At 73.5% G+C, this 14,057-nt stretch carries 13 protein-coding genes; 6 read left to right on the top strand and 7 right to left on the bottom strand.

Annotated features, from left to right (window positions below; translation table 11 throughout):
* The gene (locus ABZ386_RS14010) at positions 1-1,035 is read left to right on the top strand and encodes a sugar ABC transporter permease (RefSeq protein ID WP_358964806.1); all 1,035 of its coding nucleotides are present in this window, start codon (positions 1-3) and stop codon (positions 1,033-1,035) included.
* Positions 1,032-1,910, top strand: coding sequence for a carbohydrate ABC transporter permease (locus ABZ386_RS14015; protein ID WP_114255918.1), 879 nt, complete (start codon positions 1,032-1,034; stop codon positions 1,908-1,910). Before ABZ386_RS14010 ends, ABZ386_RS14015 begins: the two co-directional genes overlap by 4 nt.
* Here ABZ386_RS14015 and ABZ386_RS14020 read toward each other — a convergent pair.
* Complete coding sequence (locus ABZ386_RS14020; RefSeq protein ID WP_358964807.1) at positions 1,874-4,165, bottom strand: glycoside hydrolase family 3 N-terminal domain-containing protein; 2,292 nt, start codon at positions 4,163-4,165, stop codon at positions 1,874-1,876. The two genes, ABZ386_RS14015 and ABZ386_RS14020, sit on opposite strands and share 37 nt — an antisense overlap.
* A complete protein-coding gene (locus ABZ386_RS14025; RefSeq protein ID WP_358964808.1) occupies positions 4,162-5,481 on the bottom strand; it encodes a BadF/BadG/BcrA/BcrD ATPase family protein in 1,320 nt (439 codons plus the stop codon). Before ABZ386_RS14025 ends, ABZ386_RS14020 begins: the two co-directional genes overlap by 4 nt.
* A gap of 8 nt (positions 5,482-5,489) precedes the next feature.
* Here ABZ386_RS14025 and ABZ386_RS14030 point away from each other — a divergent pair, with 8 nt between their 5' ends.
* Positions 5,490-6,758, top strand: a complete 1,269-nt coding sequence (locus ABZ386_RS14030) for a glycosyl hydrolase (RefSeq protein ID WP_358964809.1) — start codon at positions 5,490-5,492, stop codon at positions 6,756-6,758.
* 4 nt (positions 6,759-6,762) lie between these two features.
* Here the strand turns inward: ABZ386_RS14030 and ABZ386_RS14035 are convergent, their stop codons facing one another.
* From ABZ386_RS14035 to ABZ386_RS14055, 5 genes are all read right to left on the bottom strand, one after another.
* On the bottom strand, positions 6,763-8,226 hold the full coding sequence (locus ABZ386_RS14035) for a glycoside hydrolase family 3 N-terminal domain-containing protein (RefSeq protein WP_358964810.1): 1,464 nt from the start codon (positions 8,224-8,226) through the stop codon (positions 6,763-6,765).
* Positions 8,227-8,282: 56 nt separating this feature from the next.
* Complete coding sequence (gene msrB / locus ABZ386_RS14040) at positions 8,283-8,693, bottom strand: peptide-methionine (R)-S-oxide reductase MsrB (RefSeq protein WP_351334633.1); 411 nt, start codon at positions 8,691-8,693, stop codon at positions 8,283-8,285.
* 14 nt (positions 8,694-8,707) lie between these two features.
* A complete protein-coding gene (gene murC, locus ABZ386_RS14045) occupies positions 8,708-10,099 on the bottom strand; it encodes a UDP-N-acetylmuramate--L-alanine ligase (RefSeq protein WP_351334630.1) in 1,392 nt (463 codons plus the stop codon).
* An 81-nt stretch (positions 10,100-10,180) separates the two neighbouring features.
* Positions 10,181-10,654 (bottom strand): indole-3-glycerol phosphate synthase, encoded by a 474-nt coding sequence (locus ABZ386_RS14050; RefSeq protein ID WP_198678320.1) that lies wholly within the window; start codon positions 10,652-10,654, stop codon positions 10,181-10,183.
* A 138-nt stretch (positions 10,655-10,792) separates the two neighbouring features.
* On the bottom strand, positions 10,793-11,623 hold the full coding sequence (locus ABZ386_RS14055; protein WP_358964811.1) for a pyrimidine reductase family protein: 831 nt from the start codon (positions 11,621-11,623) through the stop codon (positions 10,793-10,795).
* A gap of 37 nt (positions 11,624-11,660) precedes the next feature.
* Here ABZ386_RS14055 and zapE point away from each other — a divergent pair, with 37 nt between their 5' ends.
* The 3 genes from zapE to ABZ386_RS14070 all read left to right on the top strand — a co-directional run bounded on the left by zapE (position 11,661) and on the right by ABZ386_RS14070 (position 14,043).
* Positions 11,661-12,758: a cell division protein ZapE gene (gene zapE / locus ABZ386_RS14060; RefSeq protein WP_351334624.1), complete on the top strand. Its 1,098-nt coding sequence runs from the start codon at positions 11,661-11,663 to the stop codon at positions 12,756-12,758.
* A 197-nt stretch (positions 12,759-12,955) separates the two neighbouring features.
* On the top strand, positions 12,956-13,384 hold the full coding sequence (locus ABZ386_RS14065; protein ID WP_114255911.1) for a hypothetical protein: 429 nt from the start codon (positions 12,956-12,958) through the stop codon (positions 13,382-13,384).
* A gap of 77 nt (positions 13,385-13,461) precedes the next feature.
* Entirely contained in the window at positions 13,462-14,043 is a 582-nt protein-coding gene (locus ABZ386_RS14070; protein ID WP_351334620.1) for a carbonic anhydrase, read from the top strand.
* The last annotated feature ends 14 nt before the right edge of the window (positions 14,044-14,057 follow it).

The raw sequence follows: 14,057 nt of genomic DNA on the forward strand, positions 1-14,057 counted from the left end.
ATGACCCAGCCGACCGTGCGCCAGGCGCCCGTCCCCGCTCCCCCGGGTGCGGGCGCCCGCCGCCCCGGCGCTTCCCCGTCGCCCGCGCCGGGGCTCCTGCGCCGCGCCCTCCGCTCCGTGACGCCCGGCCCGAGCGCGGACGCGGGGGGCGCGGCGCTCTACCGCCGCTGGTGGCTGCCCTGGCTGTGGATGACCCCGGCGATCATCGGCGCGACCGTGTTCGGGGTCTTCCCGTTCCTCAACACCGTCGTCGTCTCCTTCACCGACGCCAAGCCGCTCGGCGGCGCCTACGACGTCGTCGGCCTGGAGAACTACCGGCGGATGCTGAGCGACCCGGACTTCTGGCTCGCCACCCGCAACAGCCTGCTGTACGCGCTGATCGTCGTCCCGCTGATGGTCCTGCTGCCGCTGCTCCTCGCGATCCTGGTGGAGAAGAACCTGCCGGGCATCGGCTTCTTCCGCTCCGCGTTCTACACGCCGGTCCTCGCCTCCAGCGTGGTCGTCGGCCTGAGCTGGCAGTGGCTGCTGAGCGACCAGGGGCTGGTCAACACCTGGCTCCAGAAGGCCCACCTCATCCGCGACGCCATCCCGTTCCTGTCGGACTCGTGGCTGATCCTGCTCTCGGCGATGGGCCTGACGCTGTGGAAGGGCCTCGGCTGGTACATGATCTTCTACCTGGCCGCGCTCGGGAACGTCCCCAGGGAGCTGCACGAGGCGGCGGCCGTGGACGGGGCGGGCGCCGTGCGCCGCTTCTGGCACATCACCGTGCCCGGCGTCCGCCAGTCGATGATGCTGGTCGGCACCCTGACCGGCATCGGCTCGCTCAGGGTCTTCACCGAGATCTACATGCTCGGCGGGTCCACCGGCGGCCCCGGCGGCGCCGACCGCACGCTCCCCTTCTACATCCGCGACGTCGGCCTCGACCCGCTCACGGGCAACGCCGGCTACGGCGCCGCGGTCAGCGTCGCCCTGTTCGCCCTGACCCTTGGCCTCACGCTGCTCGCCCAGCGCCTGACGAAGGAGGACGAGGCATGACGACCGCCGTCGACAAGCGCCGCCGCCTGATGCCCCGCTGGCGCGACTACGGCCGCCCCCGCGAACTCGTCGTCCGCTACCTGCTGCTGGTGTTCGTCCTCTTCATCACCATCGGCCCGCTGCTGTGGCAGCTGCTGTCGTCCCTCAAGGGCGCGGGCGAGGACGTCTTCGGCGCGGGCGCCTCCCTGTTCCCGCACCACCCGTCGCTGCGCGCCTACCGCGAGGTCTTCGACCAGGTGCCGGTGTGGACGTACATCCGCAACAGCGTGTTCGTCGCCGCGCTGTCCATCACCAGCCAGCTCGTCTTCTCCACCATGGCGGGCTACATGCTCTCCAAGCCCGGCTGGAAGGGCCGCAAGCTGGTGTGGATCGTGCTGCTGGCGTCCATGATGTTCCCCTTCGAGTCGATCATGGTGTCGCTGTTCCTCAGCATCCGGGACATGGGCCTGGTCGACAACCTGGTCGGGGTGTGGCTGCCCGGCTTCGTCGCCGCGATCAACGTCCTGATCATGCGGGCCGCGTTCCTCGCCGTGCCGCGCGAGATCGAGGACGCGGCGATGCTGGACGGGGCGGGCGAGTGGAAACGCTTCCGGTACCTGTACCTGCCCTCCGCCTACGGCGCGATCCTCGTCGTCACCATCAACACCTTCATCAGCGCCTGGGACGACTTCCTGTGGCCGCTGATCGTGCTGCGCACCGAGGACCACTTCACGCTGACGCTGGGTCTGGCGCGGCTGCAGACATCGTCGTTCGGCTACGACCAGCGGATGGTGATGGCCGGTTCGGTGATCTCCGTGATCCCGGTGCTGGTGCTGTTCGTCATCACCCAGCGGTGGTTCTACAAGGGCGTCTCGTCCGGTGCCGTGAAGCTCTGACCGACGCGGAGCCCGACCGGTACGGCGGTCAGGGCCCGGCGCGCCGACTCCGCCACGCGGATCTCGACCGTGCCGGGCAGCACCGCCGTCTCCAGGTCCGCTCCCACCTGGGCGAGTTGCTCCGCCCCGAGCGGGAACACGACCGTGCGGCACTCGCCCGGGGCCAGGTCGACGGCCTGGAAACCCCGGAGTTCGAGCGTGCGCGGCCAGACGGGGGTGACGAGCCGGCGCAGGTACAGCTGCGCGACCGTACGCCCCCGCCGCTCGCCCGTGTTGGTCACGTCGACCTCGACGGTCCGCCCCGACAGCCGCGGCGGGCCGTAGGCGAAGCTCGTGTACGACAGCCCGTGCCCGAAGGAGTAGAGCGGTTCGGCGCTGTCGTCGGCGTAGCCGCCGTACTCGGTGTCCTTGTGGTTGTAGTGGACGGGCAGTTGCCCGGCCGAGCGCGGTACGGAGACCGGCAGGCGGCCCAGGGGTTCGGCCCGGCCGAGCAGCACGTCGGCGACCGCCTCGCCGCCCCAGGGGCCCGGGTACCAGGCGGTGAGCAGCGCGGCCGCGCGTTCGGCGGCCTCGGGGACGGCGTGCGGGCGCCCCTGCATCAGGACGACGACCGTGGGGGTGCCGGTCGCGGTCACGGCGTCGAGCAGGGCGTGCTGGGCGGCGCCGAGCCGCAGCCCGGCGAGGTCGACGCCCTCGCCGCAGGTCATCTCGGACACGACGGTGCGCGCGGCCCCGTTGGCGTCGAACTCCGTGTCCGGCGTCCGGGCGCTGCTGCCGCCCAGCACCAGCACGGCCGCGTCGCAGGCGGCGGCCTCGGCGACCGCCTCGGGGATGCCGGACAGGTCGTCGCCGGTGAGGGCGCAGCCGCGGGCGTGGCGTACGTCGGCGCCGGTGTGCCGGAGCGCGTCGAGGACGCTGGTGCCGGTGCCGGGGCGTTGCGGGGCGGTGTAGTCGCCGAGGTGGTGGGCGACGGTGTCGGCGTGCGGGCCCAGGACGGCGATCCGTGCGGCGCCCGGCAGGGGCAGCACGCCCTGGTCGTCGTGGAGGAGGGTGACGGCGGCGCGGGCGAGGGCGGTGCTCAGGTCGCGTCCGGCGGCGGGGTCCGGGAACGGGCCCGCGTCGTAGGGCCGTTCGAACAGCCCGAGGCGGAACTTGAGCCGCAGCACGCGTGCGACGGCCTCGTCCAGGGCCTCCTCGCTCACCAGGCCCCGCTCGACCGCCTCCTCCAGGCGGGTGAAGCCCTCGTCCCACAGGCTGAGGTCGACGCCGGCGTGGAGGGCGAGGGCGCCGGCGGAGACCGTGTCGCCGGTGACGCGGGCCAGCCGGTCCACGGCCAGTCCGTCCGCCATGACGAGCCCGTCGAAGCCCCAGCGCTCCCGCAGGAGCCCGGTGAGCAGGGCGCGGTTGCCCGAGCAGGGCATGCCGTCGACCTCGTTGTAGGCGGCCATGACGGCGGCGGCCCCGGCCCGGACACCGGCACGGGCGGCGGGCAGGTGGATCTCGTGCAGTTCGCGCGGCCCGAGTTCGGACTCGGCGGAGTTGCGTCCGCCGACGGTCGCGCCCTGCCCGGCGAAGTGCTTGAGGACGACGGGGGCCTTGTCGGGGGCGAAGAGCCCGTCCGGGCCCGGCTCCCCCTGCATGCCGCGGACGAGGGCCTCGGTGAGCCGGGCGGCCAGGTACGGGTCCTCGCCGAAGCACTCCTCGGTCCGGCCCCAGCGCGGGTCGCGGGCGATGTCCAGGGCGGAGACGAGCGCGACATGGCCGCCGCGGGCGCGCAGTTCGGCGGCGGCGTGGGCGGCGGCCCGCTCGTACAGTGCGGGGTCCCAGGTGGCGCCGACGGCCAGGTTGACGGGCAGGACCGTGCCGTCGAGGGCCATGTGGCCGTGCGGCACCTCCTCGACGAACAGCGCCGGTATGCCGAGCCGGCTGGTCTCGATGACGTGCCGCTGCACGAGGTGGGCCAGTTCCGCGCCGTCGGCGGCGCCGGACCCGCGGGCGTGGTCGACACCGGACCAGGCGTCGGCGCGCAGCAGCCCGTACAGGGCGCCGAGTCCGGCGAACCGCTCGGTCTCGGCGTACAGGGCGTCGGTGAGCTCGAAGCGGCCGTCGGGGGTGCGGCGGTAGGCGTCCCAGCCGTACATGCGCTGGTTGAGCTGGCCGGCCTTCTCGCGCAGGGTCATCCGGGAGAGCAGGTCGCGGACGCGGGCCTCGACGGGGGCTGCGGGGTCCCGGTAGAGGAGCGTGGTGACGGTCATGTGCGGTCCCGGTGGGCGAGGCGGGCCAGGGCGACGGCGCCCCGGCAGCCGTCGGGGACCCAGTCGAGGGTCAGGCCGAGGGCGTGCAGGCGCGCTTCGAGCCGGGAGGTGAGGGGCCCGTCGGGGCCGAGCAGTCCGCCGGTGGCGACGACCCGTTCCCCGGGGCGGGGCTCCAGGGCCCGGACCGTCTCGGTGAGATGGTCGGCGGCCTCGTCCAGGATGGCCAGGGCAACGGCGTCCCCGACCGCCCCGGCGACGAGCGGCGCGAGCCGCGCCAGCCGGACCGGGGGCTCGGCCATGACGGCGGGCAGCAGATGCCGTCGGTATGCCTCGCGGTGCGGGCGGGACCAGGGGGCGCCGGTGTGGGGCGGGATGCCGTACGCGGCGGCGCCCGGGGAGTCGCCCGGGCCACCGGCACGGGACGGGAGGCCGTACGCGGTGGGGCCGTGGGAGCCGCCCGGACCGCCGGTGCCGTGCGGACCGCCGGTGCCGTGCGGACCGCCGGTGCGCGTGGAGTCACCCGGGCCGCCAGTGCCCGGGGAGTCACCCGGGCCACCGGTCCCGTGCAGGCCGCCGGTCCCCGGGGGGTCTCCCGGGCCGCCGGTCCCGTGCGGGGCGTCCTCGCCGAGCGGCCGGACCACGACACCGCCGGCCGCGGCGAGTGACGGCCCGCCGGGCAGTACCTCTTCCGGCACCCCCAGCTCCCGCCCCACCGTCGCCGCGAGCACCGTCGCCGCTCCCCTGCCGTCGGCCATCCGCAGGGCGGCCCGTACCGCCGCCCGGCCGATCCAGAAGCCGCTGCCGTCGTCGCCGAGGAGCCAGCCGTCGCCGTCCACGGTGGCGGTGCCGCGGCGGCCGGTGATGCGCATGGCGACCGCGCCGGTGCCCGCCACCAGGGCGAGACCGTCGGCCGGTGCTCCGGGTGCGGAGGCGAAGGCCGCCTCGATGTCGCTGCTGATGGCGGGCGGACCGGCGTCGATGCCGAGCCGGCGCAGGGCGGCCGTGAGGGCGGCCAGGGCGTTGCGCCGCCCCGGCTCGTCGGCGGCGGCGTCCGTCGCGCCCGCGAAACCACCGGCCACGGCCACGACCCTGCCCCGGCACGGCTCGGGCACGGCCCGCGCGAGCGCCTCGGCGAGGTGCTCGGTGAGCCGCGGCCCGGGCACGGTCAGGGCGTTGCCCGGCCCGGCGGCGCCCTCGCCCAGCGGACGTCCGTCCCCGGCGTCCGCCAGGACCGCCCGGGTGCGCGTGCCGCCCGCGTCGAGACCGATCACCAAGGAGACGGCGCCTTGACACTCCTGGTTCAATTCATTACCCATCGCCGACTATGGTGATTGATGCATTCACGCAGGGCAAGACTCGACCCGGGGAGGATCCCATCCCTACACTCCGCTTCGGCGTCAACTACACGCCCCGCCGCGGCTGGTTCCACGCCTGGCACGACTTCGACCCGGCGCACGCCCGCGAGGACCTGGACCAGATCGCCGCCCTCGGCCTCGACCACGTCCGGGTCTTCCACCTCTGGCCGCTGCTCCAGCCCAACCGAACGTTCATCCGCCCCGCGGCGGTGGACCAGCTGGCCCGCCTGGTCGACCTGGCGGGCAAGGCCGGCCTCGACGTCCTGGTGGACGGCGTCCAGGGCCATCTGTCCAGCTTCGACTTCTACCCGGAGTGGACCCGCAGCTGGCACCACCGCAACGTGTTCACCGATCCGGAGGCCGTCGCCGCCCAGGCCGAGCTCATGCGGACCCTCTCCCGCGCCCTCGCCGGCCGTCCCAACCTCATCGGGCTCCAGCTCGGCAACGAGCTCAACAACCTGGTCGAGCACAACCCGGTGACCCCGGCCGAGGTCGACCACTACCTCGACACCCTGCTGGCCGCCGCCCGCGAGCACCTGCCCGAGGGCCGGCTCGCGACCCACTCCGCCTACGACGCCGCCTGGTACGGCGACGACCACCCCTTCACCCCCGAGGCCTCCGCCCGCAAGGGCGATGTGACGACCGTCCACCCCTGGGTGTTCTCCGGCGACTGCGCCCGCCGCTACGGCCCCCGCTCCCCACAGGTGCTGCACCTCGCCGAGTACGGCACGGAACTCGCCAAGGCCTACGCCGAGGACCCGGCCCGTCCGGTCTGGGTCCAGGAGATTGGCGCCCCGGAGCCCCACATCCCGGCGGCCGACGCCCCGGACTTCGCCCGGGCGACCGTGCGGAACGCGGCCGGGTGCGAGGGGCTGTGGGGCGTGACGTGGTGGTGCTCCCACGACGTGGACCGGTCCCTCGCCGACTACCCGGAACTGGAGTACACCCTGGGCCTGTTCGACTCCCGGGGCCGCGCCAAGCCGATCGCGACCGCGCTCGCCGAGACCGTCGCCGAGGTGCGCGCCGGGCAGCACCCGGCCCACCCCCGCGACACGGCCCTGGTCCTGGACTGCACGCCCTCCACCCGCTCCGTCTCCGGCCCGGGCGGCGCGTACTTCGAGGCGTGGATGGACCTGCGCGCGGCCGGTACGCGCCCGGCGGTGGTCCTGGCCGAACGGGCGGACGACGCCGCGTACCTGGCGGCGCGCGGCGTCAAGGAAGTCGTACGGCTGCCGTGAGCGGTCAGGCTCCGGCCAGCACCTCGGCGACGGCCCGCAGGTTCGCCCGCCCCCGCCCGTAGGAGCACAGCGCGCCGCCCTCCGGCAGCCCGGTGTCCACCGTCACGGCATCGGGCCGCCGGGCCAGCAGGGCGGCGCGCAGCTGCTCCTGCCAGGGGTGCAGTCCGGCGTCACAGGTGGCGACGACCAGCGGCGCCGCGCCCGAGGCGCGCAGGATCTCTTCGGCGACGGCGGCCGGTTCCGCCGGCTCCCCGGTGACCGCGGTCCCGGTGGCGGTGGGGTCGAGGGCGCGCACCTCGGTCAGCAGGTCCTCGCCGCCCCAGTTGAGGGCGGGGTGCGGCGGTGGGAACAGGTCGACGACGTGGGCGCCGCGCACGGCCGGCGGCACCGGACGCGAACGGACGGCCCGGCGCGCCGCCTCCAGCCCGGCTCCCGCGTCCCAGCCGTCGACCGTCCCGGCCGGGGCGGCGTACCGCTCGGCGAGGCGCCGCACCCGCCCGGCGGCCTCCCGCACCCGCTCCTCGGCGAGCACCCCGGAACGCAGCGCGTCGAGCACCGCGTCCCGGCAGGCCAGGGTGGTCTCCAGCTCCGGCACGGCGACGATGACCTGGTCGGCGCCCGCGGCGAGGGCGATCCGCGCCCCGCCGGCCTCGCCGTAGCGGTCGGCGATCGCCTTCATCTCCAGCGCGTCGCTGACCAGGACGCCGTCGAAGTCCAGTTCGTGCCGGAGCAGATCGCCGAGGATGCGGCGGCTCAGGGTGGCGGGCCGCTCGGGGTCCAGGGCCGGGAAGACGACATGGGCGCTCATGATCATCGGCACGCCCGCGCCGACGGCCGCGCGGAACGGTTCGAGGTCGGCGCGCAGTTCGTCGTACGGCCGGGGGTCGACGGCGACGTCGTGGTGGCTGTCCGTCTCGGTGCCGCCGTGCCCGGGGAAGTGCTTGGCGCAGGAGGCCACGCCCCGCCGTTCGGTGGCGGCGATCCAGGTCCGCAGGTGCCGGGCGGCCAGGGCGGGCTCGGCGCCGAAGGACCGGGTGCGCACGATCGGGTTGCGCGGGTGGTGCTGGAGGTCGGCGACGGGGGCGTAGGAGGCGGTGATGCCGAGGGTGGCCAGGTGCCCGGCGAGGGCGTCGGCGCAGCGGGCGGTGAGCGCCGGGTCGTCGGCGACGCCGAGGGCGTAGGAGCCGGGCACCTCGGGCGCGCCCGCGCCGACCAGGTGGCCGATGCCGCCGCCCTCGTTGTCGATGGCCACGATCAGGTCCGGCCGCAGGGCGCGCAGCGTGTCGGTGAGCTGTCGCACCTGCTGCGCGTCGCGCACGTTCCGGGTGAAGAGGATGACCCCGCCGAGCCCCCGGTCGATGAGCCGCTTGAGGGTGTCAGGGACGGTCGCGGTGCCGGCGAAACCGGCGACGAGGCAGCGGTGCGCGGCCTCGTCGAGGCCGGGGGGCAGGTGCGCGGAGTGGGTCACTCCGGGAATCCTCTGGCTCGTTGAGCCAAATGTCAACCGATTGCTGGATCAGCCATTCATCCAGTCTCCTCGGGCGTCAGCCGCAGCGCGATGCTGTTGATGCAGTACCGCTGGTCCGTGGGCGTCGGATACCCCTCGCCCGCGAAGACGTGCCCGAGGTGCGAGCCGCAGCGCGCGCACCGCACCTCGGTCCGCACCATGCCGTGCGAACGGTCCTCGATCAGCTCCACCGCGTCGGAGTCCTTCGGGTCGAAGAAGGACGGCCAGCCGCAGTGCGACTCGAACTTGGTGTCCGAGGTGAACAGCTCCGCGCCGCAGGCGCGGCAGGAGTAGACCCCCTGGGTCTTGGTGTCGGTGTACTCACCGGTGAAGGCGGGCTCCGTGGCCGCCTGCCGCAGGACGGCGTACTCGCTCGGGGTCAGCTCCGCGCGCCACTGTTCGTCCGGCTTCTCCACGTCGTACGGCATGAGCCTCCAGCCCCTCAGTTCGACAGACGGTCCAGGATCCGCGGGCCGAGGTCGGTGACGTCGCCCGCTCCCATCGTGAGAACGAGATCCCCCGGCTTCGCCATTCCCGCGATCACCGCGGGGGCGTCCGCCTTGTCGTGCACCGGCGTCACGTCCGCGCCCGCCGCCCGGGCCGCTTCGATGATCAGCTCGCTCGTCACACCCGGGATCGGGTCCTCACGCGCCGGGTAGATGTCCAGCACCACCGAGGCGTCCGCCAGGGCCAGCGACGCGCCCATCTCCTTGCCCAGCTCCTGCGTCCGCGAGAACAGGTGCGGCTGGAAGACGACCAGGATCCGGGCCTCGCCCGCCGCGGCGCGCATCGCCTCCAGGTCGGCGGTCATCTCGGTGGGGTGGTGCGCGTAGGAGTCGATGACCTGGACACCCGCGGCCTCGCCCGTCAGCTGGAGCCGCCGCTTCACACCCGTGTACGCCGCGAGCGCCCGGGCCAGCTCGGCCGCCGGGACGCCGAGGGCCACGCCCGCCGCCAGGGCGGCGACGGCGTTGTGCGCGTAGTGCCGGCCGGGGACGGAGACCGTGAAGGTCAGCTCCTCGCCCTCCAGCACCACGGTGACCTCGCTCTTCAGCCCCTGCGGCACGACCGACAGGACGCGCACGGCGGCGTCCTCCGACTCGCCGTACGTCACCACCCGCACCCCGCGCCCCGCGACCCGCCGGGTCAGCTCGCGCGCGCCCTCGTGGTCGGCGGCGATCACCAGCGTGCCGCCCTCGGTGATCCGGTCCACGAACGTCTCGAAGGACTCGTAGATCTCGTCCATGGACGCGTAGTTCGCGTGGTGGTCGAGTTCGACGTTGAGGACGATGGCGACCTCGGGCGCGTACTTGTGGAAGCTGCGGTCCGACTCGTCCGCCTCGGCGACGAAGATCTCGCCCTCGCCGTGCAGCGCGTTGGAGCCGGGCGCGTCCAGGTCGCCGCCGATCGCGTACGACGGCTTCAGCCCCAGCTCGCTCAGCGACACGGCGAGCATCGAGGTGGTGGTCGTCTTGCCGTGCGTACCGGCGACCGCGATCGGCCGCAGTCCCTCCATCAGGGCGGCGAGCGCGTCCGACCGGTGCACGACGGGAACGCCCAGCTCGGCCGCGCGGGCCAGCTCGGGGTTGTCCCGCCGGATCGCCGACGACACGACCACACAGCTGGCGTCGTCGGCCAGGTGCTCCGCGGCGTGCCCGATGTGCACGGTCACGCCCAGCGCCCGCAGCGCCTCGGCCGTCGCCGACTCCTTGGCGTCACTGCCCGCCACGACGGCCCCGCGCTGCGCGAGGATCTTCGCGATCCCCGACATCCCCGCCCCACCGATCCCGATGAAGTGCGGTCGGTCCATGGCGGAGGGAAGGCCGGGTGCCATGCGTGTCTCCCTGTGGGTGTGCGGAACGTTCAGCGGCACAGCCTATGCCGAAGCGTTTACAGACGTTGACACCGCCGACCGTCACGCCTTGCTGTGCGAGAACAGCTTCAGCACCGGCACCCCCACCTTGTGCCGAGCCCGGGAAGCCCAGTCCCGATGGAAGAACTCCTCCACGTAGTGGGGATCGGTCAGCACGATGACCTCGTCCGCGTCGACCTCCTCCACCAGCGACTTCAGCGCGTCCAGCGGATGATCCTCGATCAACCGCCCCTCGGCCCGGCTCCCGGAGGCCCGCAGCGCGGCGAGGGACACCTCCAGCGCCCGCTGCCCCACGCTCAGCGCCTCCTCCCCCTCCGGCGTCTCCCCCTCCCGCACGGCCTCGTCCAGTTCACCGAGGGCGACGTCGTCGATGGCCCGCAGCAGCCGGTCCGCCTGCTCGCCCCGCGGCTGGAGCAGCACCTCGAAGGAGACCGGCTCCTCCCCGTGCAAGGTCGTGACGAACTCCACGTCGGCGGACGTCAGGGCCTTCTCGATCATCAATACGCTTGTGAACACCAGGCGCCCCTTCTGCTCCGGGGGCCCGCGGCCCCACTCGTCCGTGGGCCGCGCCGGCCCTGCGGAAACCATCCTGCCCCGCGTTCGCACGGGTACAGCCGGATCCAGTGTGCCCTCATGTACCCCGCCGCCGCCGGTTCAGTGATCAGGCCCCCCGGGCCCCCCGTGCCGCCCGTACCGCGTGAAGAGGAAACCGTCCTCCTCCAGCATCGACAGCAGTGTGAAGCGGTGCGGGACCGTGACGGCGGGCCCCCCGGCGATGCGCTGCGCGTCACCCGCCGTGAGCATCGGGGAGACGGTCAGGCACAGCTCGTCGAGCACGCCGGCCGCCACCAGCTGGCCCAGCAGCCGCGGGCCGCCCTCGGTCAGCAGCCGGGTGTGGCCGAGGCCGGCGAGGGCCTGGACGGCGCGGACGGGGTCCACGCCGATGCCGTCCCCGGCGATCACGACCCGCGCGCCCGACTTCTCCGCGGTGGCGACGCGGTCCGGGGCGGCCGCGGCGCCCGTGAGGACCAGGGTGGGCACCAGGGGCGAGGTGAACAGCGGGAGCGAGAAGTCGAGGTCGAGGCTGGCGGTGACGACCGCGATCGCGGGGGCGGGCGCCTGCCCGGCCGCCTCCCGCAGCGCCGCGAAGTCGTCCCGCGCGCGGGCCGGCCGGTACCCCTCCCGGCGCACCGTCTCCGCCCCGACGACCACGACGTCCGCCAGGGCCCGCAGCGTGCCGAAGATCCGCATGTCGGTCGCGTTGGAGATGGGCTGCGACCGGCCGTCGTGCTGGGCGGCCCCGTCCAGCGTGGAGACCATGTTGGCCCGCAGATACGGACCGGACCGCCCGGGCCCCGGCTCTGGATAGGCGTACGCGGCGGCCAGCTCGGCGAGGCTCCACTCCCGCCCCGCGGCGCCCTCACCGGGCTCGCCGCCCGGGGCCGGAGCTGCTGTTTCATCGGTCACAGGGAACAGACGTCGCATGCCGTGCAGTGTTCCACGCGCCGTAGCATGGTGAACCGTGTCCTCTTCCCCCGCTCCCTCCGGTACCGGCCCCATGACCGACGCGGCCCCGCTCTCCCTGTGCGCGCGTGAGCCGCACGTCCCCGCGGACCGGCTGGTGGCCGAGATGGTGCCGCCGCCGCGGTTCGACTCCGTGCGGTTCAGCACGTACCTACCCGATCCGAACCAGCCGAGCCAGACCGAGGCCGTCGAGGTCCTGGAGGGCTTCGCGGCGGGGCTCGGCGGGCCGGCCGGCTCGGGCAGGCGGCGGCTGTTCGGTTTCGGCAGGCCGGCGAAGAAGGCCCCCTCCGGTCCACGCGGCGTCTACCTCGACGGCGGCTACGGCGTCGGCAAGACGCACCTGCTGGCCTCCCTCTGGCACGCCACCCCGGCCGAGCCCGCGCTCAAGGCGTTCGGCACGTTCGTGGAGCTGACCAACCTGGTCGGCGCCCTCGGGTTCCAGCAGACCGTGCAGACCCTTTCCGGCCACCGCCTGCTGTGCATCGACGAGTTCGAGCTCGACGACCCGGGCGACACCGTCCTGGTCTCCACCCTGCTCGGCAAGCTCGTCGACGCGGGCGTCGCGCTCGCCGCCACCTCGAACACGCTGCCCGGCAAGCTCGGCGAGGGCCGGTTCGCCGCGGCCGACTTCCTGCGCGAGATCCAGGGCCTGTCGGCGCACTTCCGCGCCCTGCGCATCGACGGCGAGGACTACCGCCACCGCGGCCTGCCCGAGGCACCGCCGCCCTACTCCGACGAACAGGTGACGCGGACGGCGCACGCCACCGAGGGCGCTTCCCTCGACGCGTTCTCGCCCCTCCTGGCGCATCTCGCCCGGGTCCACCCCAGCCGGTACGGCGCTCTGACCGACGGGATCAAGGCGGTGTGCCTCACCGGAGTGCGGCCGGTTCCCGACCAGTCGACGGCGCTGCGGCTCGTCGTCCTCGCGGACCGGCTCTACGACCGCGAAGTGCCCGTCATGGCCTCCGGCCTGCCCTTCGACCAGTTGTTCAGCGAGGAGATGCTGAACGGCGGCTACCGCAAGAAGTACTTCCGGGCCATCTCCCGGCTCACCGCCCTGGCCCGCGACGCGGGAAACCTGGCGAACGCCCGGTAACCACAACCCAATACCGCGCCGACTGCCGTACCGCAAGGACTGTTTCCAGCCACCGTGCCTACGGTTTTCAGGCTCTCTTCAGCTTGAAACGTTAAGTTAACCCTGCAAATGGCTTTGCAGGGTTAACGTGTTTCTTGACCAGCCATTGACCAACAGTTGGTCAGCGCTAGACGTGTCAATCACCTGAAGGGGGGCGCATGTTCCGAGGTACGAAGGCACGGACCGTGGTTTCGCTCCTCGCCGGCGTCCTGCTCGCCCTTCAGTTCTTCGCACCGACGGCATCCTTCGCATCCGCGCACACGCCCAGTCAAGCCGAGGCCAAGGCTCAGCCCGGAACCAAGCCCTCCGGCAAGTCCTCGCGCCCCGGTACCAAGTTCTCCGGCAAGGCACTGCGCGACGAGATCGCCACATGCCGCGCCGGTCACCACGGGGGCCCGACCGGTCCCCTGCGGACCCGCGACCGGTCCCACGCCGCCGACTCCGCGCCCTCAGCGCCCGAGCGGCCGCTGCTGAGGCACATCCAGCCGACGGCAGACGACTCGGTCAGACACGGCACCGCGCACCAACGCACGTCGAGATCCTCGGCGTCGCACACGCCGGCAGCACTGCAGGTCTTCCGCTGCTGAGCATCAGAGCAGTACCCCCCACCTCTGTCATGCCCGTCCGACGCGCCCCCACGCGCGCCAGGAGGAGTCACCACATCATGCAGCCCCTCATCGACAACGCCCGCATGTTCGGACAGCGCCCTGAGGAGTTCGCCCACCTCGCCAAGGGACAGTCCCCCGAGGTCCTGTTCATCACCTGCGCCGACTCCAGGGTCGTACCGGCCCTGATCACGGGCGCCCGTCCCGGCGAGCTCTTCGAGCTGCGCACCGCGGGCAACGTCGTCCCGCCGTACGCCTCCACCACCCCCACCGGTGAGGCGGCCACGATCGAGTACGCCGTGCAGGTGCTCGGCGTCCAGCACATCGTGGTCTGCGGCCACTCCCACTGCGGCGCCGTCGGCGCGGTCGTGCGCCACGACGACCTCTCCGCAGTACCCGCCGTGCGCGACTGGCTCGCGCACGCCTGTGACGAGCCCAAGTGCTCCGACCCCGCCGACCCGACGGTCGCCGAGGCCGTGCAGAACCACGTCCTCGCCCAGCTGGAGCGGCTGCGTTCCTACCCGTGCATCGAGAAGCGCCTCGAGGCGGGTGAACTCCAGCTGCACGGCTGGTACTACGAGATCCACACCGGCGTCGTGCGGGAACACCGCGCGCAGTCCGACACGTTCGAGACGCTCTGAGGGGGCTGGTGACC

The organism is Streptomyces sp. NPDC006140 (assembly GCF_040628815.1).
Classification (GTDB): domain Bacteria; phylum Actinomycetota; class Actinomycetes; order Streptomycetales; family Streptomycetaceae; genus Streptomyces.

Coding starts and splice junctions, on each gene's coding strand:
- ABZ386_RS14025 (WP_358964808.1), bottom strand. CDS start 5,481: ATGGGTAATGAATTGAACCAGGAGTGTCAAGGCGCCGTCTCCTTGGTG.
- ABZ386_RS14070 (WP_351334620.1), top strand. CDS start 13,462: ATGCAGCCCCTCATCGACAACGCCCGCATGTTCGGACAGCGCCCTGAG.
- ABZ386_RS14020 (WP_358964807.1), bottom strand. CDS start 4,165: ATGACCGTCACCACGCTCCTCTACCGGGACCCCGCAGCCCCCGTCGAG.
- msrB (WP_351334633.1), bottom strand. CDS start 8,693: ATGCCGTACGACGTGGAGAAGCCGGACGAACAGTGGCGCGCGGAGCTG.
- ABZ386_RS14065 (WP_114255911.1), top strand. CDS start 12,956: ATGTTCCGAGGTACGAAGGCACGGACCGTGGTTTCGCTCCTCGCCGGC.
- ABZ386_RS14030 (WP_358964809.1), top strand. CDS start 5,490: ATGGTGATTGATGCATTCACGCAGGGCAAGACTCGACCCGGGGAGGAT.
- ABZ386_RS14055 (WP_358964811.1), bottom strand. CDS start 11,623: ATGCGACGTCTGTTCCCTGTGACCGATGAAACAGCAGCTCCGGCCCCG.
- ABZ386_RS14010 (WP_358964806.1), top strand. CDS start 1: ATGACCCAGCCGACCGTGCGCCAGGCGCCCGTCCCCGCTCCCCCGGGT.
- ABZ386_RS14015 (WP_114255918.1), top strand. CDS start 1,032: ATGACGACCGCCGTCGACAAGCGCCGCCGCCTGATGCCCCGCTGGCGC.
- murC (WP_351334630.1), bottom strand. CDS start 10,099: ATGGCACCCGGCCTTCCCTCCGCCATGGACCGACCGCACTTCATCGGG.